This is a genomic window from Faucicola sp. SE7633 (assembly GCF_059264685.1).
Window position 1 is genome coordinate 109,643 of sequence record NZ_JCADBW010000005.1, and the last position, 14,980, is coordinate 124,622.

The window sequence follows — 14,980 nt, forward strand, 5'->3', positions numbered from 1 at the left end:
TTATGGGGCGTATGGCTTATACTATCAAGATTTTACCGTCAAAACTGTCCAAAAATTTGACCTCATACCAACAAGGCAAGGCTATGATTGAATTAAAAAACGCCACGATTCGGCGCGATGGGCGCGTGTTGTTTCATGATGCCAATATACAAATTCATCCAGCATGGAAAGTCGGCTTGACAGGCAACAACGGCACAGGTAAATCCAGCCTGTTTGCCGCCTTGCGTGGTGAGTTGGCGCTTGACAGCGGGGCACTGCACCTACCAAGCGCGTGGCACATTGGGCATATGGCGCAAGAAATCGCCAGCAGCAATCAGCCTGCGATAGATTTTGTTTTAAGCGGTGATGCGACGTGGTACGCGCTCAATGCCCTCATCAGCCAGCCTGACGGTGTGCCAGCAGAACGTCTTGCTGCCGCTTATAGCCAGTTTGATGACATCGACGGCTACCGCATCCCTGCCAAGGCTGCACAAATCATGGCAGGATTGGGCTTTAGCCAAGCGCAAATGCAGCAGCCCGTCGCAAGTTTTTCGGGTGGTTGGCGTATGCGGCTCAACCTTGCCAAAACCTTGATGAGCCGCGCCGATTTACTGCTGCTTGATGAGCCGACCAACCACTTGGATTTGGACGCAATTTTGTGGTTAGAAGACTGGCTGACCAATTACGATGGCACGCTGGTGCTGATTTCGCATGACCAAGCGTTTTTAGACAATGTGGTTGGGCATATTTTGCACATCGAACAGCAGCGGCTGACGCTGTATAGCGGTAACTATAGCCAGTTTGTGCGTATGCGCAGCGAACGACTGGCGCAAGAGCAGCAAGCGTATGAAAAACAACAAGCCACGCGCGCGCATTTGGAGGACTTTATTCGGCGTTTTAAAGCCAAAGCCAGTAAAGCCAAACAAGCGCAAAGCCGTGTCAAGCAGCTTGAGCGCATGGCAGCGCTTGCGCCCGTGATGGCGGACAATCCGTTCACGTTTCGCTTTTATCCGCCCGAACAGCTGACATCGCCGCTACTCACCCTCGAGCACGCCAGCGTTGGCTATGACGGCACGCCTGTGGTCAAAGACATCAACCTAACCATCACGCCCGACACGCGCCTTGGCCTGTTGGGCATGAATGGCGCAGGCAAATCCACCGTTATCAAAGGCTTGGTTGGTGAGTTGCCGTTGCTGGGCGGCACACGCAAGGCAGCCGACAGCTTGACGTTGGGTTATTTTAATCAACACCAAATGAACAGCCTTGACAGTGAGGCCAGCCCGATGCTGATGCTGCGGCGTTTGGCGGGCATGACGTCAGACGCAGACTTACGCGCGTTTTTGGGCAGTTTTGACTTTCGCGGCGACCGTATCGACACACCAAGTCGGCTGTTTTCAGGCGGTGAGCGTGCGCGGCTGACGTTGGCACTTATCGTTTGGCAACGCCCGAATGTGTTAGTGCTTGATGAGCCGACCAACCACTTGGACTTACAGATGCGCCAAGCCTTGACGCTGGCGTTACAGAATTTTGCAGGCGCGGTGATTTTGGTGTCGCATGACCGTGAGATGATAGCCAGTGTTTGCGATACGCTATATTTGGTGCATGAGGGGCGTTGTACGATGTTTGATGACGACATCAGCGCCTATAGCCGCTGGCTGGCAGAGACGCGCAAGCAACAAGCCGAGCAAAATGTTCCACGTGAAACCATTGAGCCTATCGAAAAAACCTTATCCAAAGAAGATCAGCGTAAAAAATCTGCCGAGCAGCGTAAACTGACCGCGCCCATTCGCAAAAAAATAGACCAAGACGAACAACAGCTTGAAAAACTGGGCGAAAAGTTGGCAAATATCGAGGAGCAACTGGCCGATACCAACCTATATGATGATAGCCGCAAGGCAGATTTATTAAAATTATTGGATGAGCAAACCCATTTAAAAGGGCAGGTTGAACACATTGAGGAGCGTTTGATGACCTTGATGATGGAACTTGAGGCCATGGAGCAGGGGTTTGACTAACGCACAAAAAAAGACAGCGTAGACTGTCTTTTTTTACACCGAACAACGGCTTATTTATCCGCAAAATACTGCTGTAAATCATCGTCACCACCGATATGCTTACCGTTAATAAACACTTGCGGTGTGGTGTCGCGGCCTGATACAGCGCGCATCGCGGTGAGGCTGGCATCTTGACTCAAGACAAATTCCTCGTACTCATAACCTTTATCAGTCAAGGTCTGTTTGGCTTCAGCGCAATAAGGACAGCCGGGCTTGGTAAAAATCGCCACCGCTGGTTTGTCCGTCCAGTCGGGGTTGATATACTTCATCATCGTGTCCGCGTCTGATTTTTCGTACGGGTCATCGCTGTCAGTGTCTTGCGGCTCATCAAAAATCTGGATAATTTTGCCATCATCCACCAACATCGAATACCGCCATGAACGCTTACCAAACCCAATCGCTGAGTCATCAATCAAGCGTCCCATGGCTTCGGCAAATTCACCGTTGCCATCAGGTAGCACGCGGACGTTGTTACAAGCTTGGTCTTTTGCCCAAGCGTTCATCACGAATGTGTCATTGACCGCCACACAGATGATATCATCAATCCCTTGACGCTTAAACTCGCCTGCCAGCTCGTTGTAGCGTGGTAAATGCATGGATGAACAGGTTGGGGTAAACGCACCTGGTAGGGCAAACAATACCACTTTTTTGCCTTTAAACAGTTCATCGGTGGTGATATCGACCCATTTGCCGTTTTGTTGGGTGTGGAAAGTGACGCTTGGCACTGATTGCCCAATCATATCTTTAAATGCCATATTTTGCTCCGAATTTTAAAATTTATGTTAATCATTATTTATCAAGATAAACATTTTGGCGTTGCTTAACCATTATACAAACAAATTGCGTAAACAAATGTATGACTATGGCTATTAAAATGAAGCATTTGGGTGTAACGCAGGGATAAAAAGCCAGCTGTCTGTTTACTGTCCTGCTGTTAAATTGTAATGCGCAAATTCGCCCGTACCAAGCCGCGGTTTCATTGCCGACAGCGGCTAAAATCAGTTATCATAAACCCAATTTACATCAAATCAGCCAAAAGGAAGCGTACCATGCCATCATTTGACGTTGTATCAGAACTACAGACCTTTGAGGTTAAACACGCTGTACAAAATACCGAAAAAGAAATTGCCACCCGTTTTGATTTTAAAGGCAGCGATATCCGCGTTGAGCTCAACGAAAAAGCCAAAACCCTCACCATCACGGCAGATAACGAGCTGCAAATTGACAACGTCTATGCCATGCTAGAAAAACACTTGATTAAGCGTGGCGTGGATTTGCAAGCCTTAGCGCCACAAGACAAGGCAGGCGCGGGCAAGCAAGTCAAGCAGGTGATTGACCTCAAAGACGGGCTAGACGGCGATACGGCCAAAAAAATCACCCAAGCATTAAAAGCGTCGGATATTAAAGTTGCTGCCAGCATTCAAGGCGATAAGGTGCGCATCACCGACAAGAAAAAAGACAACCTGCAAGCGGCGATGGCATTGCTAAAAGAAAAGCAATTTGGCGTGCCACTACAATTTAATAATTTTAAAGACTAGCCCTTTGTCTCATCAGCTGGATGATTTTATTATGAAACCTTATTGCATTTTGGCGGGTCTGCTACTGCTAAGTGGTTGTCAAGTTAAACCACAAAACACTGAAGCGACAAAGGCAGCAAACGCCGAAAATAGCAGCGCAAGCGCAGCAGCGCAAACCACAGCGCTCAAAAAATCAATTCCGAAAAATAAAGACTACAGCCGCGTGGTCGATACCATCAATGAACAAAGCTACCCAACCACGTATGCAAAGCTAGGGCAAGCCACTGTTGAACGTACCAACCAGCTGTTACCCAAAGTTGCACGCAAAGCTGACGAAAACCCAGCATGTGATGAAGTGCGCTGGGTAGCACTGTCTGATAAACAAGGCGATGCCAAGAATGGCCAAGCCGTATTCTATGCCGATTGTGTCAATGGCTACCGCGAATACATCAACGAGCAACAGCTATCAGCCAACTAGTCCAACTGCCAAATTAAAACGCAGGTCAAATAATACATTTGCCTGCGTTCATTAATACAGTGGTAACAGCCAGTTTAGAGCGCTTGTTTGGTACTCGGCAAGCTATCCAGCGCGCGCTCATCATACGCCACCGCCATGCGTAGCGCACGCGCAAACGCCTTAAAGATACTTTCAATTTGATGATGGCTGTTTTTGCCTTTTAGATTGTCCAAATGCAGTGTAATCATGGCGTGATTGACAAAGCCATAAAAAAATTCGCTAAACAAATCCACATCAAAACTACCAATCCGCGCGCGGGTGAAGGCAATATCCATATGCAAGCCGGGACGACCCGAAATATCAACCACCGCGCGGCTGAGGCTTTCATCAAGTGGGGCATAAAAATGCCCGTAACGGCGGATACCTTTTTTATCACCAATGGCTTGTTTGAATGCCTGCCCAAGTGTAATGCCGACATCTTCCACGCTGTGGTGGTCATCAATATGGGTATCGCCGTTGCATGTGATATCCATATCAATCAAGCCATGGCGTTTGATTTGCTCCAACATGTGGTCTAAAAACGGCACGCCTGTGTCAATCGTGCCTTGTCCTGTACCGTCAAGATTGATGGCAACGCGGATTTGGGTTTCGGCAGTATCACGGGTGACGCTGGCGGTACGGGCAGAGCGATGGGTCATGGGTTTAGCCTAAATTTTTTGTAACATGAAAAATTAAAAAAATGGTTGGATTTATGCTTGCTCACGCTCGCGGTTTTTTAGCACTTTACGCACCTTATCACGCGCGCGATCCTGCTTGAGTTTGGATAAATAATCGACAAACAATTTACCGTTTAGGTGGTCGCATTCGTGCTGGATACATACCGCCAGCATCCCCTCGGCCTCTTCGACAAACGGGTTGCCGTCCGCGTCTTGCGCCTCGATACGCACCCGTTTGGGACGGTCTACTTTATCGTAATAATCAGGCACCGACAAGCAGCCTTCTTCATAGGTGTGCAAATCCTCAACCAGCGGCGTGATTTTGGGGTTGATAAACACGCGCGGTTGGCTTTTGTCATCGGATAAATCCATCACCACCAGTTGAATATGTTCATCCACTTGGGTGGCTGCCAGCCCAATGCCTTTGGCGTCGTACATGGTGGCAAACATGTCATCAATCAGCGTTTTTAAAGCGGTGTCAAAAACCTGCACAGGCTGTGCTAGTGTGCGTAGCCGTGGGTCAGGATAAGCCAAAATTGTACGAATTGCCATGATTACCTCTCTTGCCAACCAGTGAATCGCGCCAGCCAACACCAGCTTTTGATTATATGAACCTTGCATTATAGCAACAAACGGTCTTCGCTTGGATCAAAGCGGCAAATCAAATGATTTGATTTTACCAAACGTCAAACGGTTGTCCATGCGCTTTTATCTCGGTGTTGCTTTACGCTAGACTATTGATGGGGCAACGGCACGATGATTACAACACTGCGCTCAGATCGGTCAAAGCCGATACCCAAAACAACCCGTAAGACAAAACGCGGCAATTGGCTGATAAAGCTTGTAACTTTGCCTAAATTTTGTGCTATGCTAAGCCACGATTACAATTTTACTATTTGCGGCAAGATGGCGGATAAATTTTTAACCAGCCGCTGGCTAGCACCGCTGCCGATGATACGTTTGTAGGGACAGCATCATGACACCAAACGTGCGTTTTTTTTCAAACACTGTTAAAAATTCAGCCAAAACACCCGTCAAGGCGCTGTGGGTCAGCCTATTGGCCTGCTGCTGTGCGCTGGGCAGTGCCAACGCCGCCAATAACCCACCACCGACCATCAAAGCCGATGCACCCAACCGCTATGTGGTCAAAAAAGGTGACACCTTGTGGGATATTTCGGGCAAATACCTAAATAGCCCGTGGCGGTGGCGTGAGATTTGGGCGGTCAATCGGCAGGTGCGCAACCCAAACCTGATTTATCCCAATGATGTGCTTATCATGTGCGTGGTCAAGGGCAAAACCTTGGTCGGTATCGACACGGGCACGGGCTGCGCAGGCGTAGAGCAAGCCGCCAGCCAACCTGCGCTCAACAGCGCACCTGCGCCAACCGAGCTGGCAGGCAGTATTCCGACCATTCCGCTAGCGTCTATTGAATCTTGGCTAAGCCGTACGGTGATTGTTTCACCCGATGATTTTAATACCACCCCGTATGTGCTTGCCTCAAAAAATAAAAACATCATCACAGGCGCAGGTGATACCATCTATGCCAAAGGCGTGCCGCTGATTGTGGGGCAACGCTATGGCGTGTACCGCGCAGGGCAGCCTTATATTGACCCGACCACACGCGCGGTGGTTGGGCTTGAGGTCACCCAAGTGGCATCGGGCACAGTGATCGATGTTGCCAACAATGGCGTATCAAGCCTGCGTTTGACCGCATCTTACGGGCAAGAAGTGCGTGAAGGTGATCGCGTGTTTGTTGAAGTCGGCAACTATTTGCCGCCGATGTTTTACCCACGCGCCGCCCAAGTCAGCCGTGGCGGGCGCGTGATTCGTATCATGGACGCGCTAAGCAGCGTGGGGCGTGATGGTGTGGTGGCAATCAACTTGGGCAGCCGACAAGGTGCGCAAGCAGGTGATGTGCTATCGGTGTACCAAAAAGGCGCAACCGTGCAGGATAATTTTGCCACTGTCAAAGGTGCGGTCGTGCGCTTGCCCAGTGAAGAAATCGGGCATGTGATGGTGTTTAAAACCTTTGACAACATCAGCTATGCGTATGTGCTGGACGCTGAAAGCCAAATCCGTGTGGATGACTATTTGATGTCACCGCGCAATCAAGATTAATTGGCCCTAAGCTGATACAAGGTAGCCGTCAGTTTGGCAGAACTCAACGCCGCCCAACGCGCCAGCCTCACGCTGTGGCAACTAACCAACATGTCAACGGCAAGCTTTGCCAAACTGTTGGCAGCGTTTGGCACACCTGCGCAAGCCTTGACAAAAACGCCCACCGATTGGCAAGCAGCAGGCGTGCATGCCAGCCATATCAAGCGGTTTGGCGAGTTTATCCAAGTAGGACGGGTGGATAAAAATATTGAGCGCATCTGCAGCCAATTGGCTTGCGGTGAGTACCAAATCGTGTTTTATGCCGATAGCGCGTACCCTGCCAGCCTCAAGCAATTATACGACCCACCGCCGTTGTTGTTTTATCAAGGCAATGTGCAGGCGCTTGCCATGCCGCAGCTTGCTATCGTGGGTAGCCGCAAACCCAGTGCTCATGCCGACAAAATCGCCTTTGATATGGCGCAATATTTGGCATATGAAGGTTTGTGGATCACAAGCGGCATGGCAGAAGGCATTGACAAGCAAGCCCATCTTGGTGCATTGACACAGACCGATCCTACCCGTCAGGGGCGCACGGTGGCGGTACTTGGCAACGGCATTCGGCTATGCTATCCCAAACACCATGCCAACCTTAAGCAGCATATCATCGCCAGTGGTGGCTGTGTGATTAGCGAGTTTTTGCCCGATACACCCTCAACCAAATACAATTTTCCGCTGCGTAATCGACTGGTGGCAGGTTTAAGCCTTGGCGCGTTGGTGGTCGAAGCTGCGCTCAAAAGCGGTTCGCTGATTACCGCCAACCTTGCCAATGAACAAGGCAAACAGGTATTTGCTGTGCCCAGTCATATCGACAACGTCAATGCCAAAGGCTGCCATCAGCTAATTCGTGATGGCGCAACGTTGGTGGATCATCCTGCCCAGATTTTAGAAGACTTGGCGGTGTTTCAATCACCGCTCACCGCACAGCAAGCTGTGTTAAAACCAGTCACACCACAACGAGCCGTACAACCAACGCCAAATGCTGACATTGTGCCCACGCTCCACGCCATACCCGTGAGTCAGCCAACGACCGAGACACCACCTAGTCATCAACCAATGACGACTGAAAATCCAGACTTGCCCACCCATCTATTGGGCTTACTCAACCAAATGGACTGGGTCGGGCAAGACATGGACGCGCTACTGGCAAAAAGCCAAACCGATATCGCCACCTTGACGGGCTGGCTGATTGAGCTAGAATTGATGGGATTCGTCATGCAGCAAGGCGGTTTATACATGCGCTGCCGTGCATGATAACCAACCCAAAGATTAAGGTAGTCCATGAACGTATTTAGCTCCCAACAGCTTGACCAAGCCACCGCATGGTTGCAAAAAGGCCATTTACTCGCTTATCCCACCGAAGCGGTGTGGGGTATTGGCTGTGACCCATTTAACCGCCCTGCCGTCAGCGCACTGCTTGCCCTCAAAGACCGCCCCATCGAAAAAGGCTTGATCGTACTCACACCCAGTGCCGATTATATCACAGCGTTTTTAACTGATTTATCTGCCGCGCACCGTGAGCAAATTCTAGCCAGTTGGCACACTGCTGCTGAGCATACCACGCCAACCAACACCCAAACCGCCAACCCTCAAGCCACCACCCAACGCCAAGCCAACACATGGCTACTACCCATCCCCAAGACAATAGATATTCCTGACTGGCTGACAGGCGGGCGCGATAGTCTGGCCGTGCGTGTGATCGCGCCGCATACCACCATCGCCAAACTATGCACCCACATTGCCACGACCAACCCTGCCAATCCATACGGCTTTTTGGTTTCGACCAGTTGTAACCCAAGCGGTGGCAAGCCTGCTAGCTTGCTTGCTGACGCGCAAGCGTACTTTGGTGATGCCATTGGCTATCTAGACGCGCCCACGCTCGGCTACACCCAGCCCAGCCAAATCCGTGACGCTGTCACAGGTGCACTGGTGCGTTTATAAATGACAAAGCTTTAAAACTTAACCAAAATTTATCGAAGCTGAAATAAGCTGGCATATTGTTTAGCCAGTCTTTAGCCAACAACGTTTTATCATCAAAAAAATTCGACAAAACCCTGCTAAAATCCGATCAGCTGCTTGAAAAGTTTTCGCCACAACATCATAACCATGACTAGACTTTTTAACAGGGGTAAAATCCCAAATTTTCTGCAAGTGTATTGCCATTTTCACCTTGTTTCTTGAAACACAACAACACGGAGAACACCATGTCAGCTGAGCAAAGCACCACCAACAGCCAATTGCACCAAGAACAACTCAATCAAACCGAAGCCGTATCGAACGTACTTGGCGATGCGATTGAAGAATCTGACCCAAGCGTCGAGCCCAAAATCATCGACAGCCAAATTGACCCAGCCATGTTTGAGCAACGCATCGCTGAGCTTGAAGGGCAGGTTAAAGAAGCCAAAGAAGCCCATGCCCGTGCCAATGCCGAAGCCTACAACGCTCGCAACCGCATGGAGCAAGAAGCCGAAAAAACCAAAAAATTTGCCCTTGAGCGTTTTGCCCGCGAACTGCTAGACGTGGTCGATAACCTAGAGCGTGCCATCGCCAGTAGCCAAGACGACAGTGACCCTGTACTTGAAGGCGTTAAACTGACTCACAAATCACTCTTGAATGTGCTTGAAAAAAACCACATTCAGGTCATTAACCCACAAGGTGAAGACTTTGATGCGGACTACCACGAAGCCGTTGGCATTGACCCACAAGCCGAGAATGGCAAAGTTGGTGAAGTGTTGCAAAAAGGCTACAAGCTTCACGACCGCCTACTGCGCCCCGCAATGGTACGCGTTGGTGGCTAAGCCATCAAAATTGGCAAACAAGAATTATCGATATTGGATAATAAATTGCTTGGAAAAAACTTGAATTCCACACACCCAATACCGATATAGCAAAGCAACCGCTAAGGCGTTTATTAAGTAATTGAAAAATAAACGCCCATTAGCAACAATAACAAATTGGAGTAAATAAACATGGCAAAAATTATTGGTATTGACTTAGGTACTACCAACTCGTGCGTGGCAGTGCTTGAAGGCGACAACGTTAAAGTGATCGAAAACGCCGAAGGTGCACGCACCACCCCATCGATCGTAGCTTACAAAGATGACGGCGAAATCTTGGTCGGACAATCGGCAAAACGCCAAGCAGTTACCAACCCAAAAAACACCTTGTTTGCTATCAAACGCTTGATTGGCCGCCGTTTTGATGACAAAGTCGTCCAAAAAGATATCGGCATGGTACCCTACAAAATCGTTAAAGCCGATAACGGTGATGCGTGGGTCGAAATCAACGGCAAAAAAATGGCACCGCCACAAATCTCTGCCGAAGTATTGAAAAAAATGAAAAAAACCGCTGAGGATTATCTTGGCGAGCCTGTGACCGAAGCCGTCGTGACTGTACCTGCGTACTTCAACGACAGCCAACGTCAAGCAACCAAAGATGCGGGTAAAATTGCAGGTCTTGATGTTAAACGTATCATCAACGAGCCAACCGCAGCGGCTTTGGCATATGGTATGGACAAAAAAGGCGGCAGTGACCGTAAAATTGCTGTCTATGACTTAGGTGGCGGTACATTTGATATTTCAATCATCGAAATCGCTGATGTAGATGGCGAGCAACAATTTGAAGTGCTTTCAACCAACGGTGACACCTTCTTGGGTGGTGAAGACTTTGATTTGGCACTAATCGATTACTTGGTTGAAGAATTCAAAAAAGACAACGACGTCAATCTAAAAGGCGATCCGTTGGCAATGCAACGTCTAAAAGAAGCTGCTGAAAAAGCTAAAATTGAATTATCAAGCTCACAAAGCACTGATATCAACTTGCCATACATTACCGCTGATGCCTCAGGTCCAAAACACTTGGTTGTCAATGTGACTCGTGCCAAACTAGAAAGCTTAACGACAGACTTGGTTAATCGCACCATTGAGCCTTGTAAAGTTGCCTTGGAAGATGCTGGTCTAAAAGCAAGTGACATCGACGACGTGATTTTGGTCGGTGGTCAAACCCGTATGCCATTGGTACAACAAAAAGTCCAAGAATTCTTTGGCAAAGAACCACGCAAAGACGTGAACCCAGACGAAGCAGTGGCTATGGGTGCAGCAGTACAAGGCGCGGTATTGGCAGGTGACAAAACAGACGTATTGTTGCTTGACGTGACCCCATTGACCTTGGGTATCGAAACCGCGGGCGGCGTGATGACCCCAATCATCGAGAAAAACACCATGATTCCAACCAAGAAATCACAGGTATTCTCGACGTTTGCCGACAACCAACCTGCAGTAACCATTCAAGTGTACCAAGGTGAGCGCAAAGTTGCTAACCAAAACAAACTATTGGGTACATTTGACTTGACTGGTATTCCACCAGCGCCACGTGGTGTGCCACAAATTGAGGTGACCTTTGACATCAACGCCGATGGTATCATGAACATCTCGGCAAAAGACAAAGGCACAGGCAAAGCACAAAGCATTCAAATCAAAGCCGACTCAGGTCTATCAGACGCTGAAATTGAGCAAATGATTCGCGATGCTGAAGCCAATGCGGCTGAAGATGCCAAGTTTGCTGACCTTGCGCAAGCGCGTAACGAAGCCGATGGCCGCATCCATGCCGTACAAAATGCTCTAAAAGACGCAGCCGACAAAGTCACTGCCGAAGACAAAGCCAACGTCGAAGCCGCAATCAGCGCGCTAGAAGCAGCGACCAAAGAAAACGATACGGCAGATATCAAAGCAAAACTTGAAGCATTGGACAATGCCTTCTTGCCAGTTAGCCAAAAAATCTATGCTGATACAGGTGCTGGCGCAGCAGATGGTAACTTCAACGCAGGTGCACAAGCGCAGCCTGAACAAAGCAGCCAAAACGACGACGTGGTAGACGCAGAATTTACCGAAGTCAAAGACGATAACAAATAATCCTTTACGATTTTTAAAAAATACCGCCCTAGAGGCGGTATTTTTTTTGTCAAAAAATAGGCTTTAACCTTGTGGGTAAATAGCGTTTTTCCTAATTGTAAAAAATAACGTTTTTTAATTCTAAAAATTCTAAGCCGTCTGCAAATTTTATTTGTAAATGATGATAATTATTATTTACATTACTATTACTATAATCTATAATCATTCTCGTTTGTAAACTATGCTACATTACATTAACATTTTGGGTGTAACGTTGATGAAATACCTTGCAAAAACTTCGCTTAGCTTAGCAATCATTGGTATCATGACCTCTCAGACAAGTCTTGCCGATACCGCACACAATAACAAAGAGCCGATCGTACAATTGGGTTCGTTGAGCGTAAGCCTTGACAAACAAGGATCAAAAATTCAGACCGATGTGGTGACCCTGCAAGAAAAAGACGAAAGCACAGCCACTACGCTGCGTGAGCTGATGAAAAACGATGCTGCGATTGATTTTGGCAATGGCAATGGTACATCTCAATACATTACCATCCGTGGCATGGGACAAAATTCAATTGATGTCAAAATCGACAACGCTTACTCTGATAGTTCGATTTTGTACCATCAAGGTCGTTTTATGTTAGACCCCTCCATGGTCAAAATCGTAAGCGTACAAAAAGGTGCAGGTTCTGCGTCTGCAGGCATCGGTGCTACCAATGGTGCGATTATAGCCAAAACCATTGATGCCGAAGATTTGTTAGAGCCTGGTCAGAGCCTTGGATTTAAAGTTAATGCAGGTTACAGCACCAATGATGAGCATTCCTATGGTGGCGCTGTGTATGGTAAAGCCGGTGCTTTTGATTTCTTGTTAAACGCCAACAAAGTTGATCAAGATAACTACACCGCGGGTAAAGGTTATAAAAATTATCTAGGCGGTGATGAGGTACTGTCTTCTGCCCTTGACAAAATAGGCGTATTGGCAAAAATCGGTGTCAATGCCACGGATGACCAACGTTTTGTACTAAGCCATTTTAACGAGACCAATAAAGGTGTGCGTAACGTTCGAGAAGAGTTTGATATTTTCTCAGCGGCGGTTAATCCACGTTTGACCATTGAAAGGCAAAAGCCGACTTATCGTGAGCTTTCATTGAGTAATACAAACCTTGAATGGAACGGCAAAAATATGGGTTGGATCAAAGAAGCCACCGCCAATATTTATGCCATGAAAAATAAACGTGAATCCGATGATGATAAAGGCGGCTATGGTGCAGTGGCAGGCTACAATGAAACCGCAGTTAAAACCACTGGCGCAAATATCAACTTTGATAGCCAAATACGACCCAATACGTTGATCAAATACGGGATAAATTATCGTCACCAAGAAATCGAACCCAACCGACATGGCGATAATTATAAAACCAATACCGAAAAAACCGACTCAGGTATGTATGTCGAAGCTATTCATGATATCAACAATTTTACCATGACAGTAGGCGGTCGATACGACCATTTTGACTACACAGCCGTGAATGGTAAAAAACGCTCCGATGGCGAATTTAGCCCAAGTTTTGGGGTGATTTATCAAGCGACACCAGCCCTTAGCCTGAGTGCTAACCACAGTTATGCCACACGTTCTCCGCGTTTGGTAGATGCTTTGCTCAGTGGTAACAGCAGAGTTTCCATCGCCGATGATGCAGAAGCAGAAAAAGCGAAAAATACTGAAATCGGCTTCAACTATAATGTCGGTAGTTATTTTGTCAATGGCAGTTATTTTTGGCAAAAAATCGATGGTCTACTGGCGAATGGCCAAACCGATCGCCATAATCCTACCGATAGCAATATTGACAATGTCGGTTATGCAAAAAATCATGGATGGGAACTCAATGCAGGTTATGACCATAACAACGTTAAAGCACACCTAGGCGTCGCAGATAGCAATCCTGAGTTTCACACAGACCCAGGTAGAGTATCATGCACCAGCCCAACCAACTGCCGGCCTATTTCATTCGCCAGCAAGGAGTTTGGCGTGAAGATAGGTCGTACCTGGACGGCAGGGTTGGCCTACCGTTTTGACCAACCCAATATCGAAGTGGGTGTCAACCACCGTAAAGTAGAAGACACCACAGGTGCAAGTGCATGGATGGATGATACCCAAGCAAATCGTGCTTTAAAACGTGAAGGCTTTAATGTCACGGATATCTTCGCTAATTGGAAGCCCTATGCCAATGATAAGATGAATGTGAACTTTGCCGTCAATAATATCGCGAATAAAGACTACCGTCCCCATACAGCCATGAGTCTACCTGCCGTGGGGCGTGAGTTTCGTGTTGGCGTAAATTACAAGTTTTAGTCCCGATTGACATGGGTTTGGCAATCGGATTTTGGTACTATCTAAAACAATCATTATCAATGATGACAAATTCAACAAACGTTACAACGACCCAAACCAAACCGCCGCCCAACGCGGCGGTAATTTTTTCAGCCCATCCAAAATTTTTTTCACAACCCCCTTGACGCCTATAAAAAAGCGCGTATAATACGCACACACCGAACGGCGGCGACCAACAAAGCTTGTAGAAACAAGCACTTAGTGGCAGCTAGCTAAAGCGGTAAAAAAGATTGAAAAAAAGCTATTGACAGCATCAAAAAACATGTTAAAATAGCGCCTCTTTCGACAGACGATGTCAAAGAGCTACTCAATAACAACGAAACACAAGAACAACTTGTGTGGATTTTCACCCAGGCACAAAAAGAAATGAAATAAAAAGCATTTCCACTGTACAGAATGCTAAGTCTACTAGGACATAGCGACGAACTGAGTGAAAGAAACTTAAAGTTGATTCATTTAAGCGAACAGTGGGAAGAGCAAGAAGATTAAACTGAAGAGTTTGATCATGGCTCAGATTGAACGCTGGCGGCAGGCTTAACACATGCAAGTCGAACGATGGAACCTAGCTTGCTAGGGGAAATAGTGGCGAACGGGTGAGTAACATTTAGGAAACTGCCTTATAGAGGGGGATAGCTCGGGGAAACTCGAATTAATACCGCATACGTCCTACGGGAGAAAGGAGGCGAGAGCTTTCGCTATAAGATGTGCCTAAATTAGATTAGCTAGATGGTGAGGTAAAGGCTCACCATGGCGACGATCTATAACTGGTCTTAGAGGATGATCAGTCACACCGGAACTGAGACACGGTCCGGACTCCTACG

At 47.7% G+C, this 14,980-nt stretch carries 12 protein-coding genes and 1 rRNA gene; 10 read left to right on the plus strand and 3 right to left on the minus strand.

Annotated elements, in window-relative coordinates:
- Positions 1-83 precede the first annotated feature (83 nt).
- Entirely contained in the window at positions 84-1,994 is a 1,911-nt protein-coding gene (locus AC5L4R_RS03480) for an ATP-binding cassette domain-containing protein (protein WP_494472682.1), read from the plus strand.
- A gap of 50 nt (positions 1,995-2,044) precedes the next feature.
- Here the strand turns inward: AC5L4R_RS03480 and AC5L4R_RS03485 are convergent, their stop codons facing one another.
- Complete coding sequence (locus AC5L4R_RS03485) at positions 2,045-2,788, minus strand: glutathione peroxidase (protein WP_494472683.1); 744 nt, start codon at positions 2,786-2,788, stop codon at positions 2,045-2,047.
- Positions 2,789-3,082: 294 nt separating this feature from the next.
- On the opposite strand from AC5L4R_RS03485, the gene AC5L4R_RS03490 reads away from it, so the two are divergent.
- Together AC5L4R_RS03490 and AC5L4R_RS03495 are read left to right on the plus strand one after the other, a co-directional pair.
- A complete protein-coding gene (locus AC5L4R_RS03490) occupies positions 3,083-3,571 on the plus strand; it encodes a YajQ family cyclic di-GMP-binding protein (protein ID WP_494472684.1) in 489 nt (162 codons plus the stop codon).
- A 31-nt stretch (positions 3,572-3,602) separates the two neighbouring features.
- On the plus strand, positions 3,603-4,028 hold the full coding sequence (locus AC5L4R_RS03495) for a hypothetical protein (protein ID WP_067059428.1): 426 nt from the start codon (positions 3,603-3,605) through the stop codon (positions 4,026-4,028).
- A gap of 74 nt (positions 4,029-4,102) precedes the next feature.
- On the opposite strand, the gene hisB is transcribed toward AC5L4R_RS03495, so the two are convergent.
- Together hisB and def are read right to left on the minus strand one after the other, a co-directional pair.
- A complete protein-coding gene (hisB, locus tag AC5L4R_RS03500; RefSeq protein ID WP_494472685.1) occupies positions 4,103-4,705 on the minus strand; it encodes an imidazoleglycerol-phosphate dehydratase HisB in 603 nt (200 codons plus the stop codon).
- A 51-nt stretch (positions 4,706-4,756) separates the two neighbouring features.
- Positions 4,757-5,275 (minus strand): peptide deformylase, encoded by a 519-nt coding sequence (gene def, locus AC5L4R_RS03505; RefSeq protein ID WP_494472686.1) that lies wholly within the window; start codon positions 5,273-5,275, stop codon positions 4,757-4,759.
- 424 nt (positions 5,276-5,699) lie between these two features.
- Between def and AC5L4R_RS03510 the strand changes: the two genes are divergently transcribed.
- The 7 genes from AC5L4R_RS03510 to AC5L4R_RS03540 form a co-directional block, all read left to right on the plus strand.
- The gene (locus tag AC5L4R_RS03510; RefSeq protein WP_494472687.1) at positions 5,700-6,842 is read left to right on the plus strand and encodes a LysM peptidoglycan-binding domain-containing protein; all 1,143 of its coding nucleotides are present in this window, start codon (positions 5,700-5,702) and stop codon (positions 6,840-6,842) included.
- 33 nt (positions 6,843-6,875) lie between these two features.
- On the plus strand, positions 6,876-8,132 hold the full coding sequence (gene dprA, locus AC5L4R_RS03515) for a DNA-processing protein DprA (RefSeq protein WP_494472688.1): 1,257 nt from the start codon (positions 6,876-6,878) through the stop codon (positions 8,130-8,132).
- A 27-nt stretch (positions 8,133-8,159) separates the two neighbouring features.
- On the plus strand, positions 8,160-8,819 hold the full coding sequence (locus tag AC5L4R_RS03520; RefSeq protein WP_494472689.1) for an L-threonylcarbamoyladenylate synthase: 660 nt from the start codon (positions 8,160-8,162) through the stop codon (positions 8,817-8,819).
- A gap of 263 nt (positions 8,820-9,082) precedes the next feature.
- Positions 9,083-9,676, plus strand: coding sequence for a nucleotide exchange factor GrpE (grpE, locus tag AC5L4R_RS03525; RefSeq protein WP_494472690.1), 594 nt, complete (start codon positions 9,083-9,085; stop codon positions 9,674-9,676).
- 171 nt (positions 9,677-9,847) lie between these two features.
- Positions 9,848-11,788, plus strand: a complete 1,941-nt coding sequence (gene dnaK / locus AC5L4R_RS03530; RefSeq protein WP_494472691.1) for a molecular chaperone DnaK — start codon at positions 9,848-9,850, stop codon at positions 11,786-11,788.
- Between the two features lie 304 nt (positions 11,789-12,092).
- Positions 12,093-14,120, plus strand: coding sequence for a TonB-dependent siderophore receptor (locus AC5L4R_RS03535; RefSeq protein ID WP_494472692.1), 2,028 nt, complete (start codon positions 12,093-12,095; stop codon positions 14,118-14,120).
- A 526-nt stretch (positions 14,121-14,646) separates the two neighbouring features.
- Positions 14,647-14,980 (plus strand): 16S ribosomal RNA (locus tag AC5L4R_RS03540); the annotation flags it as partial.